The 26,276-nt window shown below is 75.0% G+C and carries 19 protein-coding genes; 10 read left to right on the plus strand and 9 right to left on the minus strand.

The genetic code is table 11. From position 1 onward, the window contains the following. Positions 1 to 15 precede the first annotated feature (15 nt). Positions 16 to 1,308 (minus strand): ABC transporter substrate-binding protein, encoded by a 1,293-nt coding sequence (locus tag ACIOHG_RS21010; protein ID WP_400952752.1) that lies wholly within the window; start codon positions 1,306 to 1,308, stop codon positions 16 to 18. A 154-nt stretch (positions 1,309 to 1,462) separates the two neighbouring features. On the opposite strand from ACIOHG_RS21010, the gene ACIOHG_RS21015 reads away from it, so the two are divergent. The 3 genes from ACIOHG_RS21015 (at position 1,463) to ACIOHG_RS21025 (ending at position 5,410) form a co-directional block, all read left to right on the plus strand. Continuing rightward, the gene (locus ACIOHG_RS21015) at positions 1,463 to 2,536 is read left to right on the plus strand and encodes a LacI family DNA-binding transcriptional regulator (protein ID WP_400952754.1); all 1,074 of its coding nucleotides are present in this window, start codon (positions 1,463 to 1,465) and stop codon (positions 2,534 to 2,536) included. An 87-nt stretch (positions 2,537 to 2,623) separates the two neighbouring features. After that, the gene (locus ACIOHG_RS21020; RefSeq protein WP_400952757.1) at positions 2,624 to 3,892 is read left to right on the plus strand and encodes a D-arabinono-1,4-lactone oxidase; all 1,269 of its coding nucleotides are present in this window, start codon (positions 2,624 to 2,626) and stop codon (positions 3,890 to 3,892) included. A 576-nt stretch (positions 3,893 to 4,468) separates the two neighbouring features. Continuing rightward, positions 4,469 to 5,410: a glycoside hydrolase family 11 protein gene (locus ACIOHG_RS21025; RefSeq protein WP_400952759.1), complete on the plus strand. Its 942-nt coding sequence runs from the start codon at positions 4,469 to 4,471 to the stop codon at positions 5,408 to 5,410. A 196-nt stretch (positions 5,411 to 5,606) separates the two neighbouring features. On the opposite strand, the gene ACIOHG_RS21030 is transcribed toward ACIOHG_RS21025, so the two are convergent. Both ACIOHG_RS21030 and ACIOHG_RS21035 read right to left on the minus strand, forming a co-directional pair. Further along, positions 5,607 to 7,346, minus strand: a complete 1,740-nt coding sequence (locus ACIOHG_RS21030; RefSeq protein WP_400952762.1) for a hypothetical protein — start codon at positions 7,344 to 7,346, stop codon at positions 5,607 to 5,609. Continuing rightward, entirely contained in the window at positions 7,343 to 8,077 is a 735-nt protein-coding gene (locus tag ACIOHG_RS21035) for an ABC transporter ATP-binding protein (protein WP_400952765.1), read from the minus strand. Before ACIOHG_RS21035 ends, ACIOHG_RS21030 begins: the two co-directional genes overlap by 4 nt. Before the next feature lie 293 nt (positions 8,078 to 8,370). Here ACIOHG_RS21035 and ACIOHG_RS21040 point away from each other — a divergent pair, with 293 nt between their 5' ends. From ACIOHG_RS21040 to ACIOHG_RS21050, 3 genes are all read left to right on the plus strand, one after another. Next, on the plus strand, positions 8,371 to 9,681 hold the full coding sequence (locus ACIOHG_RS21040) for a JmjC domain-containing protein (RefSeq protein WP_400952768.1): 1,311 nt from the start codon (positions 8,371 to 8,373) through the stop codon (positions 9,679 to 9,681). A gap of 196 nt (positions 9,682 to 9,877) precedes the next feature. Next, positions 9,878 to 13,090 carry a lantibiotic dehydratase gene (locus ACIOHG_RS21045; RefSeq protein ID WP_400952771.1) on the plus strand — a complete coding sequence of 1,071 codons (3,213 nt, stop codon included), beginning with the start codon at positions 9,878 to 9,880 and terminating at the stop codon, positions 13,088 to 13,090. A gap of 67 nt (positions 13,091 to 13,157) precedes the next feature. Continuing rightward, positions 13,158 to 14,375, plus strand: a complete 1,218-nt coding sequence (locus ACIOHG_RS21050) for a lanthionine synthetase LanC family protein (RefSeq protein WP_400952773.1) — start codon at positions 13,158 to 13,160, stop codon at positions 14,373 to 14,375. A gap of 137 nt (positions 14,376 to 14,512) precedes the next feature. Here the strand turns inward: ACIOHG_RS21050 and ACIOHG_RS21055 are convergent, their stop codons facing one another. The 5 genes from ACIOHG_RS21055 to ACIOHG_RS21075 form a co-directional block, all read right to left on the minus strand. Continuing rightward, on the minus strand, positions 14,513 to 16,231 hold the full coding sequence (locus ACIOHG_RS21055; protein ID WP_400952776.1) for a putative adhesin: 1,719 nt from the start codon (positions 16,229 to 16,231) through the stop codon (positions 14,513 to 14,515). Between the two features lie 132 nt (positions 16,232 to 16,363). After that, positions 16,364 to 16,930, minus strand: a complete 567-nt coding sequence (locus ACIOHG_RS21060; RefSeq protein ID WP_400952778.1) for a copper resistance CopC family protein — start codon at positions 16,928 to 16,930, stop codon at positions 16,364 to 16,366. Next, on the minus strand, positions 16,927 to 17,517 hold the full coding sequence (locus ACIOHG_RS21065; RefSeq protein ID WP_400952781.1) for a hypothetical protein: 591 nt from the start codon (positions 17,515 to 17,517) through the stop codon (positions 16,927 to 16,929). The genes ACIOHG_RS21060 and ACIOHG_RS21065 overlap by 4 nt, the downstream gene beginning before the upstream one ends. Positions 17,518 to 17,709: 192 nt before the next feature. Next, entirely contained in the window at positions 17,710 to 18,945 is a 1,236-nt protein-coding gene (locus ACIOHG_RS21070) for a putative PEP-binding protein (protein ID WP_400952783.1), read from the minus strand. After that, the gene (locus ACIOHG_RS21075) at positions 18,946 to 20,817 is read right to left on the minus strand and encodes an FAD/NAD(P)-binding protein (RefSeq protein ID WP_400952786.1); all 1,872 of its coding nucleotides are present in this window, start codon (positions 20,815 to 20,817) and stop codon (positions 18,946 to 18,948) included. It abuts the gene before it with no gap. Positions 20,818 to 21,167: 350 nt separating this feature from the next. Here ACIOHG_RS21075 and ACIOHG_RS21080 point away from each other — a divergent pair, with 350 nt between their 5' ends. Continuing rightward, the gene (locus ACIOHG_RS21080; protein ID WP_400952789.1) at positions 21,168 to 21,842 is read left to right on the plus strand and encodes a TetR/AcrR family transcriptional regulator; all 675 of its coding nucleotides are present in this window, start codon (positions 21,168 to 21,170) and stop codon (positions 21,840 to 21,842) included. On the opposite strand, the gene ACIOHG_RS21085 is transcribed toward ACIOHG_RS21080, so the two are convergent. Next, a complete protein-coding gene (locus ACIOHG_RS21085; protein ID WP_400952790.1) occupies positions 21,757 to 23,208 on the minus strand; it encodes a carotenoid oxygenase family protein in 1,452 nt (483 codons plus the stop codon). The genes ACIOHG_RS21080 and ACIOHG_RS21085 overlap by 86 nt on opposite strands. A 79-nt stretch (positions 23,209 to 23,287) precedes the next feature. On the opposite strand from ACIOHG_RS21085, the gene ACIOHG_RS21090 reads away from it, so the two are divergent. The 3 genes from ACIOHG_RS21090 to ACIOHG_RS21100 all read left to right on the plus strand — a co-directional run bounded on the left by ACIOHG_RS21090 (position 23,288) and on the right by ACIOHG_RS21100 (position 26,249). After that, positions 23,288 to 23,929, plus strand: a complete 642-nt coding sequence (locus tag ACIOHG_RS21090) for a TetR/AcrR family transcriptional regulator (RefSeq protein WP_400952793.1) — start codon at positions 23,288 to 23,290, stop codon at positions 23,927 to 23,929. Between the two features lie 122 nt (positions 23,930 to 24,051). Then, positions 24,052 to 25,218, plus strand: coding sequence for a hypothetical protein (locus tag ACIOHG_RS21095; protein ID WP_400952795.1), 1,167 nt, complete (start codon positions 24,052 to 24,054; stop codon positions 25,216 to 25,218). Continuing rightward, positions 25,113 to 26,249, plus strand: a complete 1,137-nt coding sequence (locus ACIOHG_RS21100; RefSeq protein ID WP_400952798.1) for a fibronectin type III domain-containing protein — start codon at positions 25,113 to 25,115, stop codon at positions 26,247 to 26,249. The genes ACIOHG_RS21095 and ACIOHG_RS21100 overlap by 106 nt, the downstream gene beginning before the upstream one ends. Positions 26,250 to 26,276 lie beyond the last annotated feature (27 nt).

Raw genomic sequence — 26,276 nt, forward strand, 5'->3', positions numbered from 1 at the left:
GGTTCGTCCCGGAGGTCAGGAGGCGGGCAGGGCCTGCATGGCCTTGACGAAGCCGTCCACGTCGAGCTTGCCGTTGAAGAACTGCTGGACGGCGGTGTGGATCGGCACGGTGGCGGCCGGCGGGTACGCCTGGTCCCAGGACAGCTGGAACGACGGGGCCGCCTTGACCAGGTCGTACTGGTACGTGGAGTACTCGGGGCTGGCCGAAGTGCCGAGGAACTGCTCGGTGTTGGTGGTGGTCGGCAGGTTGCCGATGGCCAGCTGGGCCTTCACGAACTCGTCGGAGTACATCAGCTTGAGGAAGGCCGCGGCCGCCTCGGGGTGCTTGGTCTTCTTCAGCACCGAGTAGAAGTTGTTGGTGTTGCCGACCACGTCGGCCGGGTCGCCCTTGCCGCCGGCCACGGACGGGAAGGCGCTGTAGCCGAGGTCCTTCTTGGCGAAGTCGGGGCTGGCGTCCTGCTGGGTGGCGTACGCCCAGGAGCCCATCAGCTCGAACCCGGCCCTGCCCTTGGCCAGCAGCGCCGGGGAGCCGCCGTCGGTGAACTTCACCGAGTCGAAGTTGCTGCCGAACGCGCCCGCGTCGACCAGCTGCTTGAGCAGGCCGAGCGCCTGCTTCGACTCCGGGCTCTCCCAGGCGCTCCTGTCGCCGGACAGCGCCTTCTGGAACAGCTCGGGGCCGGCCACCCGGTCGAAGACGTACTCGTACCACATCAGGGTCGGCCACTGGTCGCCGCCGCCGAGCGCGAACGGGGTGACGCCCTTGGCCTTCAGCACCTGGACGGCGTTCAGCAGGTCGTCCCAGGTCTTCGGGACGGCCAGGCCCGCGTCGGCGAGCACCTTCTTGTTGTGGAACAGCAGCACCGGCTGGGTGCCGCGCATCGGGATGCCGTACGCCTTGCCGCCGATCACCGCGGTGTTGAACACCGAGGGGAGGAAGTTGCTCCTCAGGCCCGGGTCCGCGGCGATCATGTCGTCCAGCGGGAGCAGCAGGTCGGCCTTGACGTAGGGCTGGATGCTGCCGCCGCCCCAGTTGAAGAAGACGTCCGGCGCCTGCGGGGTGTTGATGACGGTGTTGAGCTTGGCCTGGTAGTCGGCGCCGGGGATGGTGTCCAGCACGACCTTGACCTTCGAGGTCCGGTTGAAGGTGTCGACCAGCTGCTTCTCCACCTTGTTGCTGGCGTCGCCGTAGACCAGGACGTGGATCGTGCCGGAGCCGCCGCCCGCGGCGGTGCCGCCGCTGCTGCAGGCGGTCAGGCCCACCATGGCCGCGGACAGGCAGAGGGCGGTGGCGAAAGCACGTCTCTTCATCGGGACTCTCCTAAAGTTTCGATCGGAGCATCGAAATCTTTGCTTGGCGGGGACGCTAGGTTGCGGAGATGTTTCGGGTCAACCCCCCGTACCGGGGGTTACTGAAGCGTGATGCGCCGGCCGCCCCGAACCGGTCGTGCCCTATGCTTCGCCCATGGGAAACGGCGATGAGCTGGGACGGGCGACCCTCGCGGACGTCGCCCGCGAGGCCGAGGTCTCGGTTTCGACGGTTTCGAAAGTCCTCAACGGCCGCACCGACGTCTCGGCCGCCACCCGCGGCCGGGTCGAGCGGGTGCTGCGGGCCCGCGACTACCGGCGGGCCGCCCGCGGCGGCGGCGGCGAGGCCCCCCTGGTGGAGATCGTCTTCCACGAGCTGGACAGCCTCTGGGCGATGGAACTGCTGCGCGGCGTCGAGACCGTGGCCACCGCGCACGGGGCGGCGGTGGTGGTGACCCACAGCGGCTCGCGCCGCGCCCCCGGCCCGGAGTGGATCGAAGCGGTGCTGCGCCGCCGCCCGCTCGGCGTGCTGCTGGCCCTGTCCGGACTGCCGCCCGGCCTGAAGCGCCAACTCCGGTCCCGCTCCATCCCGTTCGTGATCATCGACCCGGCCGGCAACCCCGATCCGGACGTGCCCTCGGTGGGGTCGGCCAACTGGTCCGGCGGCCTGGCCGCCACCCGGCACCTGATCGAGCTGGGCCACCGCCGGATCGGCATCGTCACCGGCCCCGAGGACACCCTCTGCGCGCTGGCCCGGCTGGACGGCTACCGCTCCGCGCTGGCCATGGCCGGCCTGCCCGTCGACCCCGACCTGATCGCCTACGGCGACTTCCACGCCGAGGGCGGACTCGCCCGCGCCACCGGGCTGTTGGAGCTCCCCGACCGGCCCACCGCGATCTTCGCGGGCAGCGACCTGCAGGCGCTCGGCGTGCTGGAGGCCGCCCGGGTGCACGGCCTGCGGGTCCCCGAGGACCTGTCCGTGGTCGGCTACGACGACCTGGACATCGCCCAGTGGACCAGCCCCGCGCTGACCACCGTCCGCCAGCCGCTGCGCGAGATGGCCGAACAGGCCACCCGGCTGATCCTCGCGCTCCGCGCCGGGGACGCCCCGGCCACCCCCAGCCGGATCGAACTGTCGACCACCCTGGTCGTCCGCTCCAGCACCACGGCCCCCGGCCTCCACCCGGCCACGCCCTCGAAACTTTCGGCCGCCGCCCCCTTGCCCCGCTGACCTCGGCGGACTAATTTGTCGTCCGCCATGGCAAATGGGGGCGGCCGACCGTCCGGGCGCCCCGCACCGACCCCCGGGGGCGCACCGATGACGACCGTCGACCGGCAGGGCCTCGGCCCGACCGACCCCGCCCCGCTCACCAACTGGGCGGGCAACCTGGTCTTCGGCGCCCGCGCCGTGCACCGGCCGCGCAGCCTGCCGGAACTGCAGGAGCTGGTCGCCCGCAGCGAACGCGTCCGGGCGCTGGGCAGCGGCCACTCCTTCAGTCCGGTCGCCGACACCACGGCCGACCTGGTGCTGCTGGACGGCCTGCCGACCGTGATCGAGATCGCCCCGGACGCCCGCAGCGTCACCGTCTCCGCCGCCACCCGCTACGCCGAACTCGCCGTCGCCCTGCACGCGGCGGGCCTGGCCCTGGAGAACCTGGCCTCGCTGCCGCACCTCTCGGTCGCCGGGGCCACCGCCACCGGCACCCACGGCTCGGGCGACGGACAGCGCTCGCTCGCGGCCGCCGTCCGCTCGCTGCACCTGGTCGGCGCCGACGGAGAACCGCGCACCACCGCGCACCCCGGCGCGGTGGTGCACCTGGGCGCGCTCGGCATCGTCACCGCGCTCACCCTGGACGTGGTCCCCGCCTTCGCCCTGCGCCAGTACGTCCACCTCGGCCTGCCGCTGGCGCAGTACGCCGCGCACCTGGACGAGGTGCACGCCGCCGGACGGAGCGTCAGCCTGTTCACCGACTGGGGCTCCGACACCGGCCGGGTCTGGGTCAAGCAGCTCGACGACGGCACCCCCGCCGCGACCGTCCCCGGCGCCCGGCCGGCCGACACCCCGCAGCACCCGGTGCCGAGCCTGCCCACCGCCCACTGCACCGCCCAGCTCGGCGCCCCCGGGCCGTGGCACGAGCGACTGCCGCACTTCCGGCCCGAGTTCACCCCGAGCAGCGGCGCCGAGCTGCAGTCCGAATACCTGCTGCCGCGGTCGGCCGCGCCCGCCGCGATCGCCGAACTGCGTTCGCTGGGCGCCCGGTTGGCGCCGGTGCTGCACATCTCCGAGGTGCGCACGGTCGCCGCCGACGCGCTGTGGCTCAGCCCCGCGTACGGGCGCGACTCGGTGGCCTTCCACTTCACCTGGAAGCCGGAACCCGCGGCCGTCGCCCCGGTGCTGGCCGCCGTGGAGCGCGCCCTGCTGCCGCTGGGCGGCCGCCCGCACTGGGGGAAGGTGACGCACGCGCCGGAGTCCGCCGCCGCCGGCTACGAGCGGCTGGGCGACTTCCTGGCGCTGCGTCAGGAACTCGACCCGACCGGCAAGTTCGGCAACGCCTTCACCGACCGCCTGGCCGCCGCCCACGCCTGACCCCGCACGCCCGAACCCCGCAGCACGCTCCCCCACTGCTCCGCCGCCCGGGAGGCACCCCGCTTCGCCCACCCGGTCCGCGGTGTCCCGTCCCCGCCCCCGTGCGCCCCGTTCCGGGGCGACGGCGGGCGGTGGACGGGCCGATCGGCCGTCGGCCCGCAACGGCGCGGAACCCGCCGACGGCCGATCCGGGCTTCCCGCACGGCAGTTGGCTGTCCCACTCGCCATCGCCCGCCGCTGCCCCGCTGCCGCCTTTGGAAACTCGATCGGTCTGCGGTCGGCAGCACCATCCGCCTGCCCTGGGATTCGAAACTTTCGGAGGAATAGTGGCGAAAATTTTGCCAGGCCGGACCCCGCAGCACCATCGAGCGCGGGCAACCGGCGCTCGACCCACCCCGTTTCCGTCCAGCAACAGCTGAGCTGACCAGTAGTTTCCCTGACGGGTACTCAACTTGCAGGCAGCCGACGCATTCGGAAGCGCTGTCGAAAGTGTTGACAGCCCGTCCGGCGCCGTCCAACACTGTCGCCGGACCCCCACGTCCGGCTCCCCCACCCACCCACAGAACGGATCCGCCCGTGAAACTCCCCCACAAGCTCCGCGCGCTCCCGCTCGCCCTGGCGGCCGTCGTCCTGCTGCCCGGTACGGCCGACGCCGCGACCATCAGCAGCAACCAGACCGGCAGCGACGGCGGGTACTTCTACTCGTTCTGGAGCGACGGCAACGGCTCCTCCTCGATGTCGCTGAACGGCGGCGGCAACTACGGCACCTCCTGGAGCAACGTCGGCAACTTCGTGGCCGGCAAGGGCTGGAGCACCGGCTCGCGCAACCCGGTGACGTACTCCGGCACGTGGAGCACCAGCGGCAACGCCTACCTGTCGCTGTACGGCTGGAGCACCAACCCGCTCGTCGAGTACTACATCGTCGACAACTACGGCTCCTACAAGCCCACCGGCACCTACAAGGGCACCGTCACCAGCGACGGCGGCACCTACGACATCTACGAGACGACGCGCTACAACGCGCCCTCCATCGAGGGCAACAAGACCTTCAACCAGTACTGGAGCGTCCGCCAGTCCAAGCGGACCGGCGGCACCATCACCGTCGGGAACCACTTCGACGCCTGGGCCAAGTACGGCATGAACCTCGGCACCATGAACTACGAGATCCTGGCCACCGAGGGCTACCAGAGCAGCGGCAGCTCCAACATCACCCTGGGCAGCAGCACCGGCGGCGGGGGCGGCGGCAACACCGGCGGGTGCACCGCGACGCTCTCCGCCGGGAGTTCGTGGAGCGACCGCTACAACCTGAACGTCGCGGTCACCGGGTCGAGCTCCTGGAAGGTGACGGTGAAGGTCCCCTCCCCGGAGAAGGTCAGCTCGACCTGGAACGTCAACGCCTCCTACCCCGACGCCCAGACCCTGGTCGCCACCCCCAACGGCGCGGGCAACAACTGGGGCATGACCATCATGACCAACGGCAGCACCACCTGGCCCACCGTCTCCTGCACCACCAGCTGATCCGGCGTCGGCCGATCCGCAGCGCCGCCGCCGGCCCCTACGGCCAACTCCCCCGGCGCCCCGCCCTCCTGACCCTCCAATACTGACCCCGAGCAGCACCGGACCCGCGCAGCAAAGGGCCCGCACAGCAAGGGGCCCCGGCCGATCCCCCGGCCGGGGCCCTCCGCACACCTCGGGCAGCACCGCCCGCGCGGCGCTACCCCCGGGCCTGGGCGGGGAGTTTCGCCGCCCGGGCCGAGGCCCACTGGAACAGGGCGGCGGCCACCGTGACGGCGACCGCGAGGGCCGGGACCAGGTCGCCGGTGCGCAGTGCCACCGAGAAGGGGACGGCCAGGACCGGGACGGCGACGGCCGGGCCGGCCGCGTACCAGAGCGCGAACATCAGCGGGCCGGTGCTGCCGCCGCTCGGCTGCGGGGTGCGGTAGAGCAGGTCGCGGCGGGCCGCACCGCGGCAGGCGTTCACCAGTCCGGCCGCGACCAGGGCGGGCACCGCGCACGGGGCCAGCCAGGACGCCGCGCCGCCGCCGAGCGCGGTGGCGACCACCGCGCCGGCCGAAGCGAGCAGCAGTCCGAGCAGGGTGGGCACCACGGCGTGCCGCTGCATCAGGGCGGCGAAGGGGTACGGGGACCAGGAGGAGCGGCGGATGTCGTCGGTCTCGACCCGGGCGGGTTCCAGGAGTTGGGCGACGGCCAGGTAGCCGAAGAGCAGCGCGACCACGGTGATGCCCCAGGACAGCACGCCCTTGCTGCCGTGCGCGAGGACGGCGCAGAGCAGCGCGGGGACGGTCAGCAGCACGGCGCGGCCGAGCCGGGCGGGCGCGCGCAGCAGGGCGAGGGTGTCGCGCCAGTACAGGATCTGCCAGGCGCGGCGGGGTGCGGGCAGCCGCAGGCGCAGCTGCCGGTCGCCGCCGGTGGCACCGGCCACGGCCAGCCGGGCGGCGCGCAGTTCGACGGTGCGCAGCGCGGCCAGCACCCCGGCGGCCGTCCGGGCCCGTTCCCGGAGCAGGGGCAGCGGCACCGTGCCGACGGCCCGGTCGGCCCGGACCAGGGCGGCGGCGGTCGGCACCAGCAGCAGGAGGGCGGCGACCGGGCCGCCGGGGACGGCGGCGGGCGTGGGGGCGAGCGCGGCCAGGGCGGCCCAGCCCCACGGGCCGGACCAGAGTTCGATCCGCTCCAGCCAGGGCACGGGGTGTCCGGCGACGGCCAGCGCGCTCTGGACGGCGAGCGCGAGCACCAGCACGGTCGCGTACGGGGTCAGGGTGCGGGCCCAGCGGGCGGCGCGCGGGCTGTGCTGGACCAGCAGGGCGGCGCAGACGCCGAGCAGGGGCAGGCAGAGGCCGCCGACCAGGCACCAGCCGAGGGCGGCGGGCAGGCCGGTGCGGACGGTGAGGCCGAGCGCGACCATGCCGCCGACGGCGACCAGCAGGCCGGGCAGGACGGCCAGGGCGCAGGAGAGCCAGAACCAGGGCCGCAGTACGGGGCGGGGGCGGACGGGGTGCGCGAGCAGCCAGTCGGTGGTGGCCCGGGGCGGTACGACCGGTCCGCGCCAGAGCCCGTCCCGGACGGCGAGCAGCAGGACGGCCAGGCCGGCGGCGGTGATGCCGGCGGGCATGGCGGCCAGCAGGTCGGGGCCGTGCGCGGTGTAGTCGGCGCCCATCGAGGCCTGGAGGAAGAGGCCGAAGCTGGGGACGCCGCCCCAGATCACCAGGAGCAGCAGGGCGCAGTAGAAGCCGAAGGCGACCTGCTTGACCCGGTTGCGCCGGTGCGGGGCGCGCAGTTCGCGCAGCAGGGTGAGTGCTTCGTCGGTCCAGTCGTCGTCGGCGGTCCACTCGGCGGCGGCCTCCGCAGCGGCTTCCCCGGTCTCCGCAGCCTCCGCGGCCTCCGCGGCCTCCGCCGGGGCTTCCGCGGGGGCGTCCAGTCGTTCGGGTGTGCTCACCGGGCACCGGCCGGGGCCGCGCCGAGGACTTCGGTGGGGGTGCCCTGCCGGAGCACCCGGCCGTCCTCCAGCATCACCACCCGGTCGGCGACCTCCCGGGCCAGGTCGGTGTGGTGGGTGACCAGCAGGACCGCGACGCCGTCGGCGAGTTCGGCCTTCAGCAGGTCGGCGAGGCTGCGGCGGGCCTCCGGGTCGAGGCGCTGCTCGGGTTCGTCGAGCAGCAGCAGGTCGCGGGGCCGGACCAGGGCGCAGGCCAGCAGCAGGGCCTGCAGCTGCCCGGAGGAGAGGGCGGAGGGCAGGGCGTCGGCCCGTTCGGTGAGCGAGCGGTTCTCCAGTACCTGGTCGACCCAGTCGGCGGCGTCGGCGACGCCGTGCGCGACGGCGACCAGCAGCAGGTGCTCGCGCACCGTCAGGTCGGGGTAGCAGGCGACGGTGTCGCCGACGACGGCGACCCGGGCCCTGATCCGGGGGTCGTTCTCGTTCATCGCCAGGCCGTCGAAGCGGACCGTTCCGGCGGTCGGCAGGTCGCGGCCGGCCGCGACCCGCAGCAGGGTCGACTTGCCGGAGCCGTTGTGCCCGAGCAGCGCCACGCACTCGCCGGCGGCGAGCGCGAGGTCGACGGGGTGCAGCACCTCCCGGGCACCGTACGACCGGCTCACGCCGGTCAGTTGGAGCAGCGCGTTGCGCGCGGCGGGCTGGTCGGCCCGCTTCTCGGCCCGGTGGTCGGCCATGGGGAGGTTGCCTCTCGACGAACGGTTCGACCAAGTATGACCCCGGGGCCCCGACCGCCCCGCCGGGGGCCGATCCGCCGGGCCAACGGGTGGCAACAGGGCGTAAAACACCGTTCATACAGCAGCAAGGTGGCCGGTTAACGACACGGTGGCAGAGGGGATTGAACCGTTCCCTCCTGTTCATCCGTTCGTTTCGGGACGGTCGGCGGCCCGACGGGCGGCCGGACGCACCACTGGACGGACGCCGTGGCGGATGCCGCCGGACGGGCGTCGGAGGAGAGGGGCACAAAGGGATGGGACGAGTACTGGCCGGGCTGGTCGGCGACCCGGAAGCTTTCGGCAAGGCGCTGGAGGAGCGCAGGTCACAGGTGTTCCGGCCGGACGGGTGGCCGGCCGGGCTGCCCGGTCCTGCGGTGCTGGACGAGGTGCTGGGCGGCGGCCTGCTGCGGGTGCCGTACGTGGAGATGGTGCAGGACGGCGAGGTGGTCCCGTCCGAGCGGTTCTGCACGGTCCGCACGGTGGCCGGCCGGATCGAGGGCGGCTGGGCCGACGCCGGGCGGATCGGCGCGCTGCTGGACGGCGGCGCCACCCTGCTGCTGCCGCAGCTGGACCAGTGGCACGCCCCGGTGCGGGCCCTGGCCGCCGACCTCGCCCGTCAGCTGGGTCGCCGCACCGAGGCGTTCTGCTTCGCCACCGGCGCCGGGCGGCGCGGGCTGGACGTGCACCGCGACGACGCGGACGTCCTGGTGGTGCAGCTGGCCGGGGAGAAGGAGTGGACGGTGCACGCGGCCCCGGCGGACGGGCACTGGCGGCCGGGGCCGGCGCCGGAGCCCGGGCCGGTGGAACTGCACACCGTGCTCGCGCCGGGCGAGGTGCTGTACGTACCGCGCGGCGCGCCGCACGCGGCGACGGGCCGGCAGGGGCTGTCGGTGCACCTGTCGTTCACCGTGCGGGAGGCCGGCACCGGGCGGCTGCGCGCGGCGCTCGGCGAGTTCCTGGCCGTCGGCGGAGCTGCTGCCGGGCCGGTCGGTGGGTCGGCCGGCGGGCCGGTCGGCGGGTCGACGGGGTCAGCGGGGTCGGCGGAACGCCCTTGCACGCCGGACGAGTTGCTGGCTGCGGCCGAGGAGGTGCTGCGGCTGGGCCGCGAGCGGCTGGCGGCACTGACGCCGGAGGAGTTGCTGCGGCTGGCCCGCGGTCCGCTGCCCGCGGCGGACTCCCCGGCGGTCCCGGGGCCGCTGACGGAGCGCACCGGCGGCCGACACCGGCGGCCGACCGTCCGGGAAACGCGTGCGGGCGCGGTGTCCGGAACCGTGGAGACGGTTCCGGACACCGCGCCCGGCGCTACCTGTCCTGTCGTCGCGGCGACGGACCGTTCCGCTCGGACCGAGGGGGTCCGAGCGGTCGGATCACGCCGCTCAGATGCAGTACGGGCGGTGGCAGGAGCCCTCGCAGGAGATGCTGATCGCAGCGGCCTCCTCCTGCTCGGCGGTCTCGGCAACGAGGTCCTGCACGTCGAGGTCGAACAGCTCCTGCATGTCGGTGGCCATGGTGGCTTCCCTTCGTCGTTGCCGCGATCGACCGCGGCGGAATGCAGCGGACGTTAGGGACTCTGTGCATGAACGAACAAGAACCGTGCGCAGATGAATGGAGAATTTCAGCCAACTTGATGACCGGTGATCAACCATGGACAGTTCTCGATCTCCGGGATACAACGGTCCGATCCAGGCCACGCGACACCGCGACAGAGCTGCGCGGCGCGACGGCATCACCAGGCAGGGCGACGCGGACACGGGGGGCACGGTGGGCGGGAAGCCGCATGCGGCGCAGCAGGAGACGATCTTCACGGCGACCGGGCCCGTCCTGCTCCGCACCCCGGCCCTGCCCCGCCGGCGGCCCGCCGGCACCGACGCTCCCCCGGCGGACGTCCAGCGCGCCGACGCTCCCCCAGCGGACGTCCTGCGCACCGCCGCGGCCGATCCGGTGCTGCGCGAGGCCCTGGAGATCTCCAGCCCCTCGCTGGCCGACCTGCTGGACCGGGTCGCCGCCGGGGACGTCCTGCGGCCCGCCGCGGCCCGCCGCGCGGTCGAGGCCGTCGAGCGCTACCGGCTGCGGATGGCCACCCGCCCCACCCCGTTCGGCCTGCTGGCCGGCGTCGCCGCGGCCCGCTTCGGGCCCCGGGCCGCAGTCCGCTGGGACGGCGCCGAACGCCGGGCCTTCCGCCCCGACCTGGGCTGGCTGCTCCCGCTGCTGGACCGGCTGCGCACCGAGCCTCGGGTGCTGTCCGGCCTGCTGCTGGCCGTCGACCAGCAGGCGGTCCTGCGCGGCGACCGGCTGGTCCTGCCGTACCTCCCCGAGCGCAGCACCGGGAGCGGGGGCGACGGGGACGGGCCGCCGGTCACCGAGCGGACGGTCCGCGCCACCGCCGTGGTCCGGGCCGCCGTCCGGCACGCCGCCCGGCCGCTGCCGCACCCCGAGCTGCTGGCCGCACTGGGCGCGGACTTCCCCGGCGCCCCGGCCGAGGCGATCGCCGCCCTGGTCCGCACCCTGGTGGCGCAGGGCTTCCTGCTCACCGACCTGACGCCCCCGCCGGACAGCACCGACCTGCTCGGCCACGTCCTGGACCGGCTGCCCGAGGGGCACCCCGTGCGGGACGAACTCGCCGCCGTGCGCGGGCTGTTGGCGCAGGCCGCCGAGCTGCCGCGCGGGCGGGCGGGGGCGCAGCTGCGCGCGGCCCGGCGCCGGACGGCGATCCTCGGGGCGGCCGACCGGCCGCTGCACGCCGATCTCGCGCTGGCCGCCGAGGTGGTGCTGCCGGAGCAGGTCCGGGCCGAACTGGAGCACACCGCCACGGTGTTGTGGCGGCTGTCCCCGCCGGCCACCGCGCCCGAGCACCTGCGCGCCTACCACGCGGAGTTCGTCGAGCGGTACGGCACCGACAGCCCCGTCCCGCTCGCCGAACTGCTCGACCCCGACACCGGGTTGGGCGCGCCCGCCGGGTACCGCCGCCCCGCCGGGCCGCGCGGCGCGGCCAACCCGCAGCCCGCCCGGGCCCGGACCGACGCCGAGGCGGCCCGCGACCGGGTGCTGGCGGAACTCGCCGCCGGGGCGCTGGCCGACCGCGAGCCGGGCGGCCCACTGCCCGAAGTCGTCCTCGACGACGCCCTGTTGGCCCGTCTCGTCCCCGCCCCGGAGCGTCCGGGCAGCGCCGCCGACACCCCGCCCGCCTCGCTGGAGCTGTACGCCGAACTCGCCGCGGCGTCGCTGGCCGACCTGGACGCCGGACGGTTCCGGCTGGTCCTCTCCCCCACCGCGGGCAGCGACCGGGCCGGCGCCACCTTCGGCCGCTTCGCCGCCCTGCTGGCGGGCCCGGACGGGGACGGCGGCGCGCTGCTCGCCGCCGCGGCCGGGCCGTCGGACGACCCCGAAGTCCTGTCCGCCCACCTGGAGTTCACGCCCTACCGGCCCCGGCACGCCAACATCGCGCTGACCCCGCGCTGGCTCGGCCACCGGGTGGCGGTCGGCGCGTTCCCCGACCCCGGCGGCCCCGCCGTCCTCGCCCTGGACGACCTGGTGGTGCTCGCCGACACCGAGCGGCTGAGCGTCCACTCGCGCAGCCTCGGCCGCGAGGTCCGGGCCACCGCGCACCACGCGCTGAACCTGCGCACCGGCGCCCCGAACGCGGCCCGTTTCCTCCAGGAGGTGGCGCTCACCGGGCAGCGCCCCTGGCAGCCCTGGGACTGGGGGACGTCCGCGAGCGCCCCCGCGCTGCCCCGGGTCCGGCGCGGCCGGGTGGTGCTGGCGCCCGCCGCCTGGCGGCTGACCGCGCCCGTCCCCGCCGGGGCCGACGTCCCGTACGAGGAGTGGGCGCGCGGGCTGGAGCAGTGGCGGCGGCGCTGGGGCGTCCCCGCGGCGGTGCGGCTGCTCAGCGGCGACCAGCGGATCGGCCTCGACCTGGACGACCCCGGGCACCGCCGCCTGCTGCACAGCCGCTCGCGCTCCGAGCTGCCCACCGTGCTCCAGGAGGATCTGGCCGCCGACGCCTGCGGCTGGCTGCGCGGCCCGGACGGCGCCCGCGCCACCGAGCTCGTCGTCCCGCTGCGCCGCCGTCCCGCCACCCGCCCGGAGACCCCGCCGGCCCGTCGGCCGCTGCCCGCCGCGCACTCCCGCACGCCCGAACTCCCGGGCGGCCCTTGGCTGTTCGCCCGGCTCGCGGCCAACGAGAACCGGCAGGACGAGATCCTCGCCGAGCACCTGCCCCGGCTGCTGGCGGCGCTGCCCGGCGCGGTCGACCGCTGGTTCTTCATCCGCTACCGCGACCCGGCGCCGCACCTGCGCCTGCGCTTCCACGGCGACCCGGCCGCCCTCGCCGCCGACCTGCTGCCCGCCCTGCACGACTGGGCGCACGAGGTGCGCCGCTCCGGCCTGGCCGCCGACCTCCGGCTGGAGGGCTACACCCCGGAGGCCGACCGCTACGGCGGCCCCGACCTCCTCGCGGACGCCGAACGGGTCTTCCACGCCGACAGCCTGGTCGCGCTCGCCGCCCTGCGGCTGTCCCGCGCGGGGCGCTCCACGCCGGGCGAACTGCTGGCCGCCGTCAACCTGACCGCCACCGCCCGGGACTTCCTCGCCGCCCGCCCCGTCCCCGCCGCGGTCGGCCCGTGGATCGCCGCCACCTACCCCAAGTCCGAGGAACACCACCGGAGTTTCCGCGCCCACCGGGCCGCCGCCCTGACCGCGATCCCGCTCGACGGCCCCACCGTTCCGGCCGGTGGCCTGCTCCCGTCCGACCCGGACCTCACCGAAGCCTGGCAGCTGCGCACCGCCCGCCTCGCCGCCTACGCCCCCCGGCTGGACCCCCACACCGCCGGTCCGGCCCTGGCCTCGCTCCTGCACATGGGGCACAACCGCCTGATCGGCATCGACCGCGAGGCCGAACGCCGCGCCTACGCCTTGGCCCGCGGCGCCCTCGAAGCCCATCGCGCGGCCAACCTCCCACGCAAGGAAGGCTCCTGACGACACCTCAAGAACGAGCGACACCCCTTCAGCCCCCCGACCGATTCCGCACCGAAGGCTCCTGACGATGCACCAGAAACAGGCGGCGCTCACTCCCGCCGAAGCGCTGCGCGCGGCCACCGCCCGGCTCGTCCACCCGCTCGGCCCCGAGGGCGTTCCGACTCCCGGGCTCGGTACCGGGCTGAGTGGCGCGGCGCTGGCTCTCGCCGTCCTGGCCGGTCCGGACCAGGAGTTGCGCCGGGTCGCGCACGGCCACCTGGCGGCGGCGGTGCGGGCCCCGGGGGCGATGGGCGGGGGCGGACTGTACTCGGGGGCCGCCGCGGTGGCCTTCGCCGCCCGGCTGATGGCCCGGGCCCCCGGCGAGTACGGCGGGCTGCTGGCGGCGCTGCTGCCGAAGGTCCGGGAGTCGGCCGCCGGGCGGGCCGCCGCCCTGCGGGCCGACCTGGCGGCCGGGGCGGGCCTGCGCGCGCACACCTTCGACGCCGTCTCCGGCCTGGCCGGCCTGGCCCGGCTGCTGCTGGTCCTGGAGCCGGACGGCCCCGCCACCGCCGGGGCGCTGTCCGCCCTGGTCGAGCCGGCCGCCCCGGGGAGCGGCCCGCTGCCCCGCTGGTGGACGGCGGGCGCCCCCGGCCTGCCCGGCGCGGACCCGGACGAGCCCCGGGGGCACCTCAACCTCGGTCTGGCGCACGGGGTTCCGGGCCCGCTCGCCGTGCTGTCCGTCGCCCGCGCGCGGGGCGTCCTGGTACCGGGCCAGGACGAGGCGATCGAGTCGCTGGCCGACTGGCTCGCCGCCCACCGACGGCCTGCGGGGGGCTGGCCGATGACGGTCCCGGTCGAGGACGCCGAGCGGGGCCGACCGCTCACCGACACCCCGACCCGGGCCGCCTGGTGCTACGGCACCCCCGGAACGTCCCGGGCGCTCTTCCTGGCCGGACAGGCCCTGGACCGGGACGACTGGCGGCGGACCGCCGTCACCGAACTCGCCGACGCCCTCGCCGATCCGACCGGTTGGCACCTGGAGGGCCCGGGCCTCTGCCACGGCACCGGCGGCCTGCTCCGGATCGTCCAACGCACCGCCGAGGAGTCCGGCTCCGCCGCCCTGGCTGCCCACCTCCCCGCCCTCGCCACCGCGACCGCCCGCGACCTCACCACCGCCCTGACCGCCGACGCCCCCACCACCCTCCTCGAAGGCACCGCCGGCGCGGCCCTCGCCCTGCACGCCCACCTCCACCCGCAAGCCCCCACCCCCGAGACCACCTGGGACGCCTGCCTGCTGCTCGGCTGACCCCCACCCACCGAACGGCTCAGCCCCGGCACGGCCGGGCCCGGCCGTCCCTCGCGCCGAACACGCACTGGTCGCACTGGCCGGAGGCGGGGACCCTGTAGTGCTTCGTGCGCGGGGTACCCGCCGTCCGGCCGGGGTCATGGCAGGGTGATGCTGAACCGGCTCGACGGGGGGAGGAGGCCCGGGAGGTGGGGGGTGAGGGTGGCCCGGTCGACGGGGCCGTCGATGTACTGGAGCTCGATCCTGAACACTTCCACGGCGGAGACCTCGTAGGCGCCCCAGGGCAGGTGCGGGAGGGCGAGGGAGAGTGCGGTCCAGGTGTCGGCGTCGGTGAAGCGGAACCGGGTGCCGTCGCGGACGACCAGGACCGGGGTGCCGACGTTCCAGGTGCCGGCGGCCCGCAGGTTGTCGAACGCGGCGCTGTCCCAGAAGTCGGCGTACTCGTCGGCGGCCGGGGCGGCGGTCTCCACCGGTTCGGGGGCGGCGGGGTCCTCGGTGTCCCGGGGGTCCTCGTCGTCCCAGGAAGCCCAGGGCGCGCTCTCGGTCTCGGTCGGCTGCCGGTGGCCGGCCCACCAGTCGCCGACCGGGTCGGGGCCCGGGGCGGTGCGGGAACGCGGGATCGCGGCCGCCCAGCTCGCGGGGTCGCCCTCGGCCGTGGACTCCAGCCAGCGGCGGGCGGCCGGGGCGTCGGCGAGGCGTTCCCAGAGGGCGAGTCTGGCGGCGGGCGGGGCCTGCTTGGCGAAGGCGAGGACGCCGGCGACGCAGGTGCGGAAGGCGACGTCCTGTTCGGCCTCCGCGGCGACGTGCTCGTCCTCGGCGGCGGTCAGCGCGGGCATCCGGAACCAGGTCGCCACCGGGTCGGCGGTGTCGTGCAGCGCGGCCCTGATCCGTTCGACGGCGGGCACCACCCGGGTCGACCAGTCGCGCAGCAACTCGCTGCGGCCGGTGAGCCGTTCGCGGTCGGTCGGGGCCAGGTCGCGCCACGCCTCGTACCGCGCCGTGGTGCCGCGGAACGGGAAGTCGGCGGCGAACTGCTCCACCGCGTCGGGGTGGATCGCCCGGGGCGGCGCGGTGTCCAGGAGTGCTTCATGGGCGAGGGCGCGGGTCTTGGCGGGGTAGGAGGCGAGCAGGTCGAGCACGGCCCAGCTGCCGGAGCTGCGGCGCAGCGCGGTGAGGTCGTGCCGGAGGAGGTTCTGCTCCAGGAGGTTCGAGGAGGCGATCAGGAAGGCGGCCTCCTGTGCCCCGTCCCGGTCCCGGGCGGCCAGGGCCAGGAACTCCCGGTGGGCGGCGGCGGCTTCGGCGGTGTCGGGGGCGATCCGTTCGTTCCAGGCCAGGGCCCGTTCGCGGTGGTCGCGGAGTTTCCGGTTGGCCTGCCGGTTCACCTGGCTGTCGGCGATCAGGTCGCGGGTCATGTCGGGCAGGCCGGCCTGCTTGGCGTCGGCCAGGCAGAAGACCAGCCGGACGTCGTCGGCGTCCAGGGTGGCCAGCAGGCCCCGGCAGTCGGGGGCGTGGGCGGGCGGGCGGCAGGAGTCGGGCCGGGTGCAGAGCCGGATCTCGTCCGGCAGTCCGGCGGTGTGGCCGACGTAGCGGACGTCGTTGACGGGCGAGGCGACCGTCTGCATCCGTTCCAGTTCCAGGTGGGTGAGCGGTCCCACCCGGTAGTTGGGGACGGTCCGGTCCGCTCCCTGCCCGAACACCTTGCTCGGGGTGCAGCCGCCGGGTTCGGCGACCACCCGCATGCCGACGGCGATGCTCAGCGGGGTGCCCTCGGCGGCGTAGATGCCGACGGTCCTGCCCGTCGGCACGAAGGTCGGCGGTCCGCTGAACTCCCCGTGCCCCATGATGTAGACGGTCATCCGTCCTGCTCCCCCCGGTGCGTCCGTTCCACGGTCGGTACGCCTCCACGATGCCGGACCGCCGGCCCGGGCGGGGCGCTTCGCCGCGCACCTACGCCGATCTGCTGACCATCCGTCAGAACAGCAGCGGCGTCAGGAAGTTCGGGGGCGGCGCAGGCGCGGGCGGCGCAGCAGCAGGACGAGGGCGCCGGGGAGGACGACGGCGTCGACGCAGAGCAGCAGGAGGTTCCAGGCGCCGTCGACGCCGTGGTCGTGGGCGGGGGCGGCGTCGTCGGCGGGCGCCGCGGCGGGGGTGGCGGGGACGCCGAGGCCGAAGGCGGTGGTGCCGGCGAGTTCGCGGCCGCCGTCCAGGACGAGCCGGTAGGTGACCCGGTAGGTGCCCTGCTGCCGGAGCCGGACGGGTGCGACCAGGCGGTGGCCGTCCAGCCGGGGGCGGCCGTCGGTGACGGAGCCGCCGTCGGGGCCGTTGACCTGGAGGTAGACCGAGTCGGGCCGGAAGTCGTCGCCGGAGAAGGTCAGTTCGACCTCGGTCGGTGGCCGGTCGAGGGCGAGGGAGCTGCCGTCGCCGGGGGCGGCGCCCGCCAGCCGGACGGGCTGGCGGGCGCTGATCCAGAGCAGTCCGAGCAGCAGGAGCAGCACGACACCGACGCCGAGGGCGAGGGTGCGCCGGAAGGACTGCGGTGATCCGGTGGTGCTCACGCGGCGGCCGCGACCTCGTGCCGGTGGACGGCGTGCTTGCAGCTGCACGTCATCTCGGCCAGTTCCTGCGGGTTGGGCCGCAGGTGGTAGTACATGGCGACGACCATCGGGATGAAGACGATCGTGTTGTAGAACAGGTGCAGTTCGACGCGGGGGAAGGCGAGTTGGAGTACCGAGGTGGGCACGGCCCTGCCGAACAGGAAGTGGCCGGTCTGCGCCTGGAGCAGCAGGAGCAGGTGCTCGATGTGGTGCCAGAACTGGATGGCCAGGGCTACCGTCCACCAGGTGCGGCCGCGGCCGACGAAGCCGGGGCGGAGCAGGAACAAGCCGATGATCATGATCAGGGCGTAGCCGTAGTGCATCCACTCGGAGGTGATCAGCCAGGGGAAGGCGTAGCCGAGCAGGCCCTTGGACTTCGGCACCGTCCAGCCCAGGCCCCAGATCTGGTAGGCCTGGGCGAGGTGTTCGGCCCAGTGGCCGAGCACGATCACCATGAAGATGTTGAGGGCGGCGCGGTGCGAGTCGACGTTCAGGTGGCGCACCGGCCCCGGTGAGCCGGTTCTCGACGGTGCGGTGTGGGCGGTCATCGGGCGGGTTCTCCTACGGCGCAGGGAGGGGAGGGGGGCGCGCGCGGCACGCGGGGCGGCGGCGCGTGCCCCAGACTGGTGGCTGCCCGCCGGGGCGGACTTCTCCCAGAATGCTCAGTTCTCCGTCCCGATCGACTGACGTGGCGTCAGGAGGTTTGTGGGGCTGTCGAGTTGGCCACTCGATGGGGGTGTTCAGGCCGCCAGCAGGGCCGGGGGCCTGAGCACGGTGGTGAGTTCGGCGGTGCACATCATGTAGCCGTCGGGGGTGGGCAGCCGGTCGAGGTAGTGGGCGAGGTCGCTGCCGAGCGAGAAGACCCGGACGGGGGTGCCGGCGGCGCGGGCGGCCTCGACGATCCGGCGGACGCCGTCCAGCACGGCGGGGTGGCGGGTCTGGTAGGAGTCGGCGACCAGGTGGTTGCCCCGGTCGGCGGCCAGGTAGAACTGGACCAGGTCCTTGACCCCGACGAAGAGTTCGCTGGCCCCGGCGGCGCAGATGCCGGGGGTGGCGTGGACGGCGGCCGGGGTCTCGATGAAGGCGGAGAGCGGGACGCTGTCGGGGAGTTGCAGGTGTGCGCGCAACTGGGCGTACTCCTCGGCGTCGTTGAGGAAGGGCACCGAGAGGTGGACCCGGTCGGCCTCGTCGCCGAGCCGGGCTCGCAGCGTGTCGAGCACGGTGTGCAGGGCGTCCCGGTAGGCGGCGGAGCCGAGCAGCCAGCGGGCGCCGTGCAGGCCGAGTTCGGGGTTGGGTTCGACGGCGACGGCGGACTGCTCGGTGACGCTGGCGGCGTGGTCGGAGCGCAGGTCGAGCAGGCGCAGCACCAGGCGCTGGCCGGGCAGCAGTTCGCCGACGAAGGCGACCAGGCGTTCGGCGACGGCCCGGCCGTAGCGGGCGATCTCCGCGGGCCCGCCGTCCAGGGCGTCGAACGGGCTGAGCCCGGCGGCCAGGCAGAGGAACTCCTCGCGGATGAAGAAGCAGTCGACCCGGGCGGCGTTCGGGCCGCAGGAGTTGACGGTCCGGATGTCCTGGAAGTCGGCGATGACGGCGCAGGCCGCGCCGAGCCGGTCGACGGTGGGGGCGGTGTCGCCGGGCGGCGCGGCGGGGGCCGGGTCGGGTTCGGGGGCCAGGGTGATCGACCCGTCCGCCAGGTCGAGGACGACCTCGCCGACCAGGGCGGGCAGGTCGGCCTCGTCGACCCGCAGCACGGGGATGCCGCGGCCCCGGCACAGCGACTGCATGTGGCCGGTCTGGCCGCCGCCGCCGCAGACCACGGCGTCGGCGGCGACGATCGCGTCGTACAGGCCCGCCTCCAGCTGGGGCGCGATCAGGATGGAGCCCGCTCCCGGGTGCCCGGTGCGGTTGCAGGTGCCGCGCAGGGTGGCTCGGGTTCCGCCGGTGAGCAGGAAACCCTGGATGCGTCGCCCGTTCAACTAGCCCTCCGTCGTGTCCTCGTCGGTGTCCGCGTGGTCCTCGATCCCCAGCAGGCCGCGCAGGTGGCGCGGCGTCACGGAGACGTCGGTGAGTCTCCGGACGGCGGCCCGGGCGACCGCCACCCGCAGGTGGCGGTGCCCGGGGTCGTCCGGGGCGGTGCGGGCGCCGATCAGGGCGTCCAACCGGGCGGCGATCCGCTCCCGCCGCTCGCGGGTCCGGCTCGCCATCCGACGCACCTCCAGACTCACAGCGTGCTCGAACCCGGGGTCGATCGCTTCCTCGAACGTGCCGTCGGACGTGCGGTATCCGGCCAACTCGCGGACACTCTGCGGGGGTTGGCCGTCGGGACGGTCGGGTTCGGCGAGTTCGAGCTGTTCCAGGACGTGCGCGGCGACCGCGATCGAGTGGTTCTTGATCGCGGCGAGGTTGAAGGCGAAGGCGCCGGTGCGACCGTTGCGCACCGTCTCGTCGCCCTCGCGCAGCGGGCCGACGGCGGTGAGCGGGCCGGCGGGCGTCCCGTCGGGGGCGAGCAGCACGCCCCGGTGGTCGACCTCCAGGCCGCGGCCGGTGCGCTCGTGCGGGACGGCCAGGCCGCGGCGCAGCAGGTTGCGCCAGAGCGGCCCGCCGACCCGCCGGTAGTCGCTCTCCCGGCCGAAGTTGGCGACCACCAGGTCGGCCCGGACGGCGAGCTTCTGGTCGGCGGTGGCGACGGTGACCTCCAGCCGGTCGTCCCCGGCGGGGGCGATCTCCCGGACCGCGCCGACCAGCAGCCGGACCGGGCCCGGGTCCATCGCGCGTTCGATGACCTCGATGGTGTAGGGCACCGCGCCGACCCGGATCGCGGCGATCGTCGTCCCGAACTCGTCCATCAGGGAGCGCAGTTCGGCCGACGGGATGCGTTCCAGGGCGGCCGGCAGGTGCGGTTCCCAGGCCTTGCCGACCCGTTCGGCGACCACCTCGGGGGCGATGTCCGGATACTCGCGGGCGACGGTGTCGCAGGCGGCCGTCCACTCGGCCCGGACCCGCTCCAGGAACTCCTCCCGGTTCCGGTAGGGCTCCAACAGGCGGTGCGGGCAGGCGAGTCGGACCACGCCGTGCTCGTGGCCGGCCGGGTAGGAGCGGAACATGGTGCCGGTGCGGGAGACCAGCCGGATGCGGCCGGTGTGGCCGCGCCGCAGCAGCAGGCCCGCCGAGTCGTAGGCGCTGAGCACCGAGCCGACCACCAGCACCTCGGCCTCCGGCGGCAGCGCCTCCAGGCGGCGCACGCCGTCGGCCGAGTAGGGGTGGCGGACGAAGCGCGGGTGCTCCAGCACCTCGGTGGCGAACGGCAGTTCCTTCAGCTCCAGGCCGGTGGCCAGGACGGCGTGCGCGGCCGCCAGCACGCTCTCCTCCCCGTCCTGCTGCCGGACCGTCAGTTCCACCCCGGCCGGGGTGGGTTCGAGGTCGACGGCCTCGCCGTCCGCCTCGGTGAGCAGCACGCCCGGGGCGGCCTCCCGGGCGGCCTCGGCGAGCCGCTGCTCCAGGTAGTCCTGGAAGATCCGGCGGGGCGCCGGGCCGGGCTCGGTGAACTCGTGGTCGACCCACTGCGCGGGCCAACTCCCCCGGTCGGCCTCCCGGTTGGCCCAGTGCACGAAGTCCAGGACGTCCTCCCGGAACAGCGACATCCGACCGGCCTGGATGTTGAACACGTGGTCCCACGGGTTGCCGTCGCGGTGGTAGGCGACCCCGGCGGAGCGGTAGTCGGCGCGCCGCTCCAGCAGGACGATCTCGACCGGGCGGCGGGCGAAGTGGAGCATCCGGATGGCGGTGGCGGTGCCGGCCAGCCCCGCGCCCACCACGACGACCCTGGGGCGAATGCCTGTGCTGCTCATGCGGAAGCCTCTCGGGCGAAGGGCGCCCGGGCGGAGGATGCCCGGGCGGAGGACGCTCGGTCGAAGGACACTCGGTCGGAGGACACTCGGTCGAAGGAGGGGAGCGGCCGGAAGATTAGCCGACGGGACGTCAGCATGCCTGCCCGAAACGGATATTGGCCGAACGTGCGGAAGCCGCCCGCGCACCGCCCCGAAGAGAGTGCGCGGGCGGCGCGAACCGCGGGCCGGGCCGGGCGTCGGCGCGCGAACGGCGCGAACGGCGGGCCGGGCGTCGGGCCAGGGCACGCTGGGAGAAGCCGGGGCGGGGCCCGGCGGGCGAGGCTCGGCCGGGGAGGTGGGCGCCGATGCGGATGACAGCGGATCAGCGGCGGGACGCCGTGGTGCGGGTGGCGCTGGAGGAGTTCGCCCGGGACGGGTTCCACGCCGCCACGACGGTGGCGATCGCGGCCCGGGCCGGGGTGTCGCAGCCCTACCTGTTCCGGCTGTTCCCGACCAAGCGCGCGGTGTTCCTGGCCGCCGCCGAGCACGCGACCGGCCGGGCCGTCCGGGCGTTCACGGCCGCGGCCGAGGGGGCCAGCGGCACCGCCGCGCTGCGGGCCGGCGAGCGGGCCTGGCGGGCGCTGACCGTGCCCGGCGGCCCGTTCGCCTTCCAGGGCCAGTTGCACGCCGCCTCGGCCGCCGACCCGGCGATCCGGGACGCGGCGGCCCGGCACTGGGGGGTGCTGTGGCGGACGGTGCGGTCGGCGACCGGCCTGTCCGATCCGGAGCTGGCCGCGTTCTTCGGGCGGGTGCTGCTGAACTGCGCCGCGACCGCCCTGCGGGCACCCCTCACCGGCCGACCGCCCCTGCACGGCCGGGGCCCGCTCACCGGCCGCGCTGCCCCGCTCACCGACCGGGCATCGCCCACCGGCCGGGCCCCGCTGACCGACCAGGCTCCGCTCACCAGCCGGTCGGCACCCACTGGGCGTGGAACCCGTGCGGCACCCGGACCGGCAGCGGCACCACCGCGACCGGCGGGCCGGTGAAGTCCGCGGTGTCCAGCACCAGGAGTTCGCTGCGGTCGGCGGCGGGGTCGTACACCAGGGTGAGCAGCCAGCCGTCGCCCTCGGGGGCGGTGGCGTGCCGCGGTACGAAGACGGCCTCGCCGCCCTGCCGGCCGGGGCCGAAGGCGTGCCGGTCGGTGCGGCCGGCCACCAGGTCGTGCCGCAGCAGCGCGGGGCCGCACAGCGCGGCGCCGTCGCCGGGGACGAGTTCGACGGTGAAGGCGTAGCGGTGCGGCAGTCCGGTGCGGCGTTCGTCGATCCGCGGGAACTCCTGGACCCGGGCGTCGAGTTGCCGCTCGACCACGGCGCCCTCGCGGGGGTCGAGGGTCCACCGCCACAGGGTGGGCGCGGACTCGCTGGGGTGCAGCCGGTCGCGGTCGAAGGCGCGTTCGTGCCGGATCACGTCCACGGTGATCCGGCCCTCGGCGTCCTCGAAGGCGTTGACGGGGTGGAAGACGAAGCAGGGCGGCAGGTCGAGCCAGAGCGGGGCGGCGTCGGGGCGCTCGCGCGGGACGACGCCGATCCGGGCGTCGCGGTCGGGCTGCCAGGCCAGCGGTACCGGCGAGCCGGCCCGGGCCTCGGCGGCGTCGTGGGCGACCGGCAGGTCGAACAGCACGGTGTGGCGGGCGGTGAGCGCGAAGGCGTGCATCCAGGGGCGGCCCTTGACCGGCACGGGGCGCGCCGCGCGGACCCGGCCGGCGGTGTCGACGGTGAGCAGCACGGCGGCGCCGCCGGCCGGGTCGACGGTGACGGCGTGCAGTTCGCCGGTGACCGGGTCGGTGAGGGGGTGGGCGCAGAACCCGCCGGGCAGGGTGGCGTCGAAGTCGGTGCGGGCGACGGTGCGCAGGTCGGCGTCGAGGACGAGCGGCAGCGCGCCGTCGGTGACGGCCAGGGTGCGGCCGGCGTGCCGGACCAGGTTGGCGTTGACCTCGCCGGCGCGGCCGTGCCGCGGTCCGGGGACGGGGAGTTCGCCGAGTTCGCGGGCGAGTGCGTCGTCGCGCAGCAGGCGGCTGCGGTACCAGTGGGCGCGGCCGCCGCCGAGGCGCAGGCCGTGCACCATGCCGGGGCCGGCGAAGGCGTGCCGGACGGCCGGGTCGTGCTCGCCGCGGGGGTTGGCGCCGATCCGCAGGAAGGTGCCGTCGAGCTGCGGGGGCAGGGTGCCGCGGACGGCGAGGTCGGTGTGCGTGGTCTCGGCGGGCGCCGGGCGGTAGCCGGGGCCGAGCAGGTGGGTGGTGCTGTTGGAGCCGGCGCTGTCGGAACCGGCGGCGCGGTGCGAACGGGTCGTGGTGCTGTGGGGGGTGGCGCTGTTCTGGTGGCTCCTCGGGGTGTGCTGCGCAGTGCCGGGCATGGTCGCCCCCTCCGTCGATAGCACTGTTACATAACGGCGTCATTGCCCAGGTTCACAGGTGCCTGACATACTGTCAAGAGTGAGCCCACGGCGAGTTGACCCGAATCTGAGCGCCCAGCTGATCGAGGCGGCGGCCCGGCTGCTCAGCGAAGAAGGACCGGCCGCACTGTCCACCCGCAAGCTCGCGGCCACCGTGGGCACCTCGACCATGGCCGTCTACACCCGCTTCGGCGGCATGGACGACCTGGTGCGGGCGGTGGTCCGGGAGGGGTTCACCCTGCTCAACCGGCGCCTGGAGGCGGTCGAGGAGACCGACGACCCGGTCGCCGACGTGGTCGCCCTCGGCTGGGCGTACCGGGCCAACGCGCGCGAGCACCGGCACCTCTACAACGTCATGTTCGGCGGCTCCAGCCTCAGCGGCTTCTCCCTCACCGACGCCGACCGGCAGCACGGCCGCTACACCCTGGACGCCCTGGTCGGCGCGGTCAAGCGGTGCGTCGCCGCCGAGCGCTTCCAGCCCGCCGAACCGCAGCTGGTGGCCCATCAGCTCTGGATCGCCCTGCACGGCCTGGTCACCCTCGACCTCGGCGGCTACCTGGTGGACCCCCTCAACGCGGACGTCTGCTACCAGGCCCAGATCTGCGGCATGCTCCTCGGCGCCGGCGACACCCCCGAACGCGCCACCGCCTCCGTCGCGTCGGCCGCCCGCCGCGAGGTCTAACCCGCAACCCGCGTGAGCGGGGCGAGAGTTCACCCGGCGTTGACCACGGGTTCGCGTCGGCTGTCATGAACGGTGCGATGATCACGGGCACTTGACCGCTCCCGAGTCCGAAGGTGGCCGCCGTGGCCCGCAGGTTGCCGTTCGTCCTCCGGCCGTGGGGCCTGGCGGTGCTGGTCGCGCTGGCCGTGCTGGTGGCCTTCGCCCAGCCCGGCCCGGTCCGGGCGGACCGGGCCGCCGCGCCCGTCGCCCCGGCCGCCGCGGGGTCGTTGGACTACCGGCTGGCCGCCAGTGGCGATCTGGTGATCACCCTGTACCAGTGGGACGGGGTGACGCCCGCGGAGCTGACCGAGCGGATCAACGAGGCCAACCGGGCCGCCCCGCACCTGAGCGACACCATCTACCGGGCGCTCGACTCCGCCGTGGTGAACGGCCCGAACATGCCCGCCGGCGGCGTCACGGGCGGCCCGGTCTTCGACGGCACCGTGCGGATGACGTCCGATCAACTCGGCCTGGAGATCGTGATCCCGGCCGCCGAGGTCTCCGGGGCGGCGAGCTGGTGGACCGAAGTGCTGGCGGCCGCGGCCGGGTTCCTGGTCGGGCTGTTCGTCCGGGTCATGTGCACCGGCCTCTTCCCCGAACTCGCCCCGGCCTGCGCCGTGCTGGCCGTGTTCGTCGGATCCATGGTGCGCGGGATCATCGTCATGGGAGTCGACAACAAGCTCCAGGACCCGCTGAGTTGGGCGAAGACCCTGCTGGTCTCGCTGCTCGCGGCGGTCGGCACCGGCGCCTGGGAGTACGGCCTGAACAAGTGGGCCAAGGAGAAGCTGCCCGACCTGCTCACCGCGATGGGCCAGGGCATCGCGGCCCTGTCCAACCGGGTCGCGTCCAGCGTCTCGCAAGGCGTGCGGCGGGCCGGGCAGTTCGTGATGGACGTGGCCGGCAACATCGGCGCGGCGCTCCGCGAGATCAGCACCTCGTCCAGCATCGTCGGGCGGGTCATGGTGGTCGGCGACTCGATGTCGGAGGGCCACGAGGGCGACTGGACCTGGCGCTACCGGCTGTGGCAGTGGCTCCGGGGGTCGAACGCCGTCTTCCAGTTCGTCGGGCCGTACACCGGCACGATGGCGCCGCCCGCCCCCGCCCCGCCGCAGCCGCCGGTGATGCAGGGGAGACCGCGCCGACGGTGCCGCCGAGCACCACCGGCGGGTACGCGTACGGCGTCTCCGAGGAGTTCCGGGGCGACCACTTCTCGCTCTGGGGGCGGCAGGCCGCGCAGGCCAAGTCGCTGATCCGGGAGCAGGTCGCCACGTACCGCCCGGACGTGCTGCTGCTGGCGCTCGGCTTCAACGACATGGGCTGGCTGTTCTCCTCGCCCCAGGACACCCTCGGCAACCTCAAGGCCGTCGTGGACGCGGCCCGGGAGGCCAACCCCCACATCAAGATCGCGCTGGCCAACGTCCCCCGGCGGACGGCCATCGGGGGCCGCGAGGACCTGCCGGTGAACATCGACACCTACAACCGGCTGCTGGCCCAGGTCATCATCTGGTGGAGCACCCAGAACTCCGAGGTGGCGCTGGTCGACTGGGCGGGCAGCTACGACTGCGGCCCGACCGCCTGCCCGGCGGGGTACGACGGCCTGCACCCCAATGCGCTCGGCGAGTTCCAGATCGCCCGGGCCTTCGAACGCACCCTGCACGACCGCTTCGGCTTCGGCGGCGACCCCGCCCCGGTCCCGTCGCTGGTCCCGCCCCGGGACACCCCGGTGCCCGGCGGGGTCCGGGCCGCCTCCAGCCCGCTGGGCGTGACCGTGACCTGGGACCCGGTCTACGGCGCGATCGGCTACGACGTCCGCTACCGACTGGTCGGCTCCACCACCTGGAGCGAGGCCCGGGTCCCGACCAACCGCTACGACACCACCTGGACGGTGGACGGCCTGCAGTGGGAGTACCAGGTCCGCACGGACAACGGCGACGCCGACAGCGACAAGTCCGGCTACTCCCCCACCACCACCGCCACCGCGCACCCCCGCACCGTCGGCGGCCCGTCGAACATCGTGGCCCGGGCCACCGCCACCGGCATCGACCTCACCTGGGACCCGAGCACCGGCCCCTACACCGACATCATCGACCGCTACGGCGTCCTCACCTACGACACCAGCACCCCCGGCGCCATCATGCAGCAGGTCGGTGTCCGCGGCACCTCCGCCCACGTCGACGGCCTCGTCCCCGGCCACACCTACCAGGTCGGCGTCCAGACCTGGAACGCCGCCGGCGGCGGAGTCCCCAACGGCGGCAACGCCGTGACGGTGGGCGCCGGCTGACGCCGCCCCGAAACCCTTCCTCCGTCC

Origin of the sequence: Kitasatospora sp. NPDC088134 (assembly GCF_044741705.1) — a bacterium.
Taxonomy (GTDB): Bacteria; Actinomycetota; Actinomycetes; order Streptomycetales; family Streptomycetaceae; genus Kitasatospora.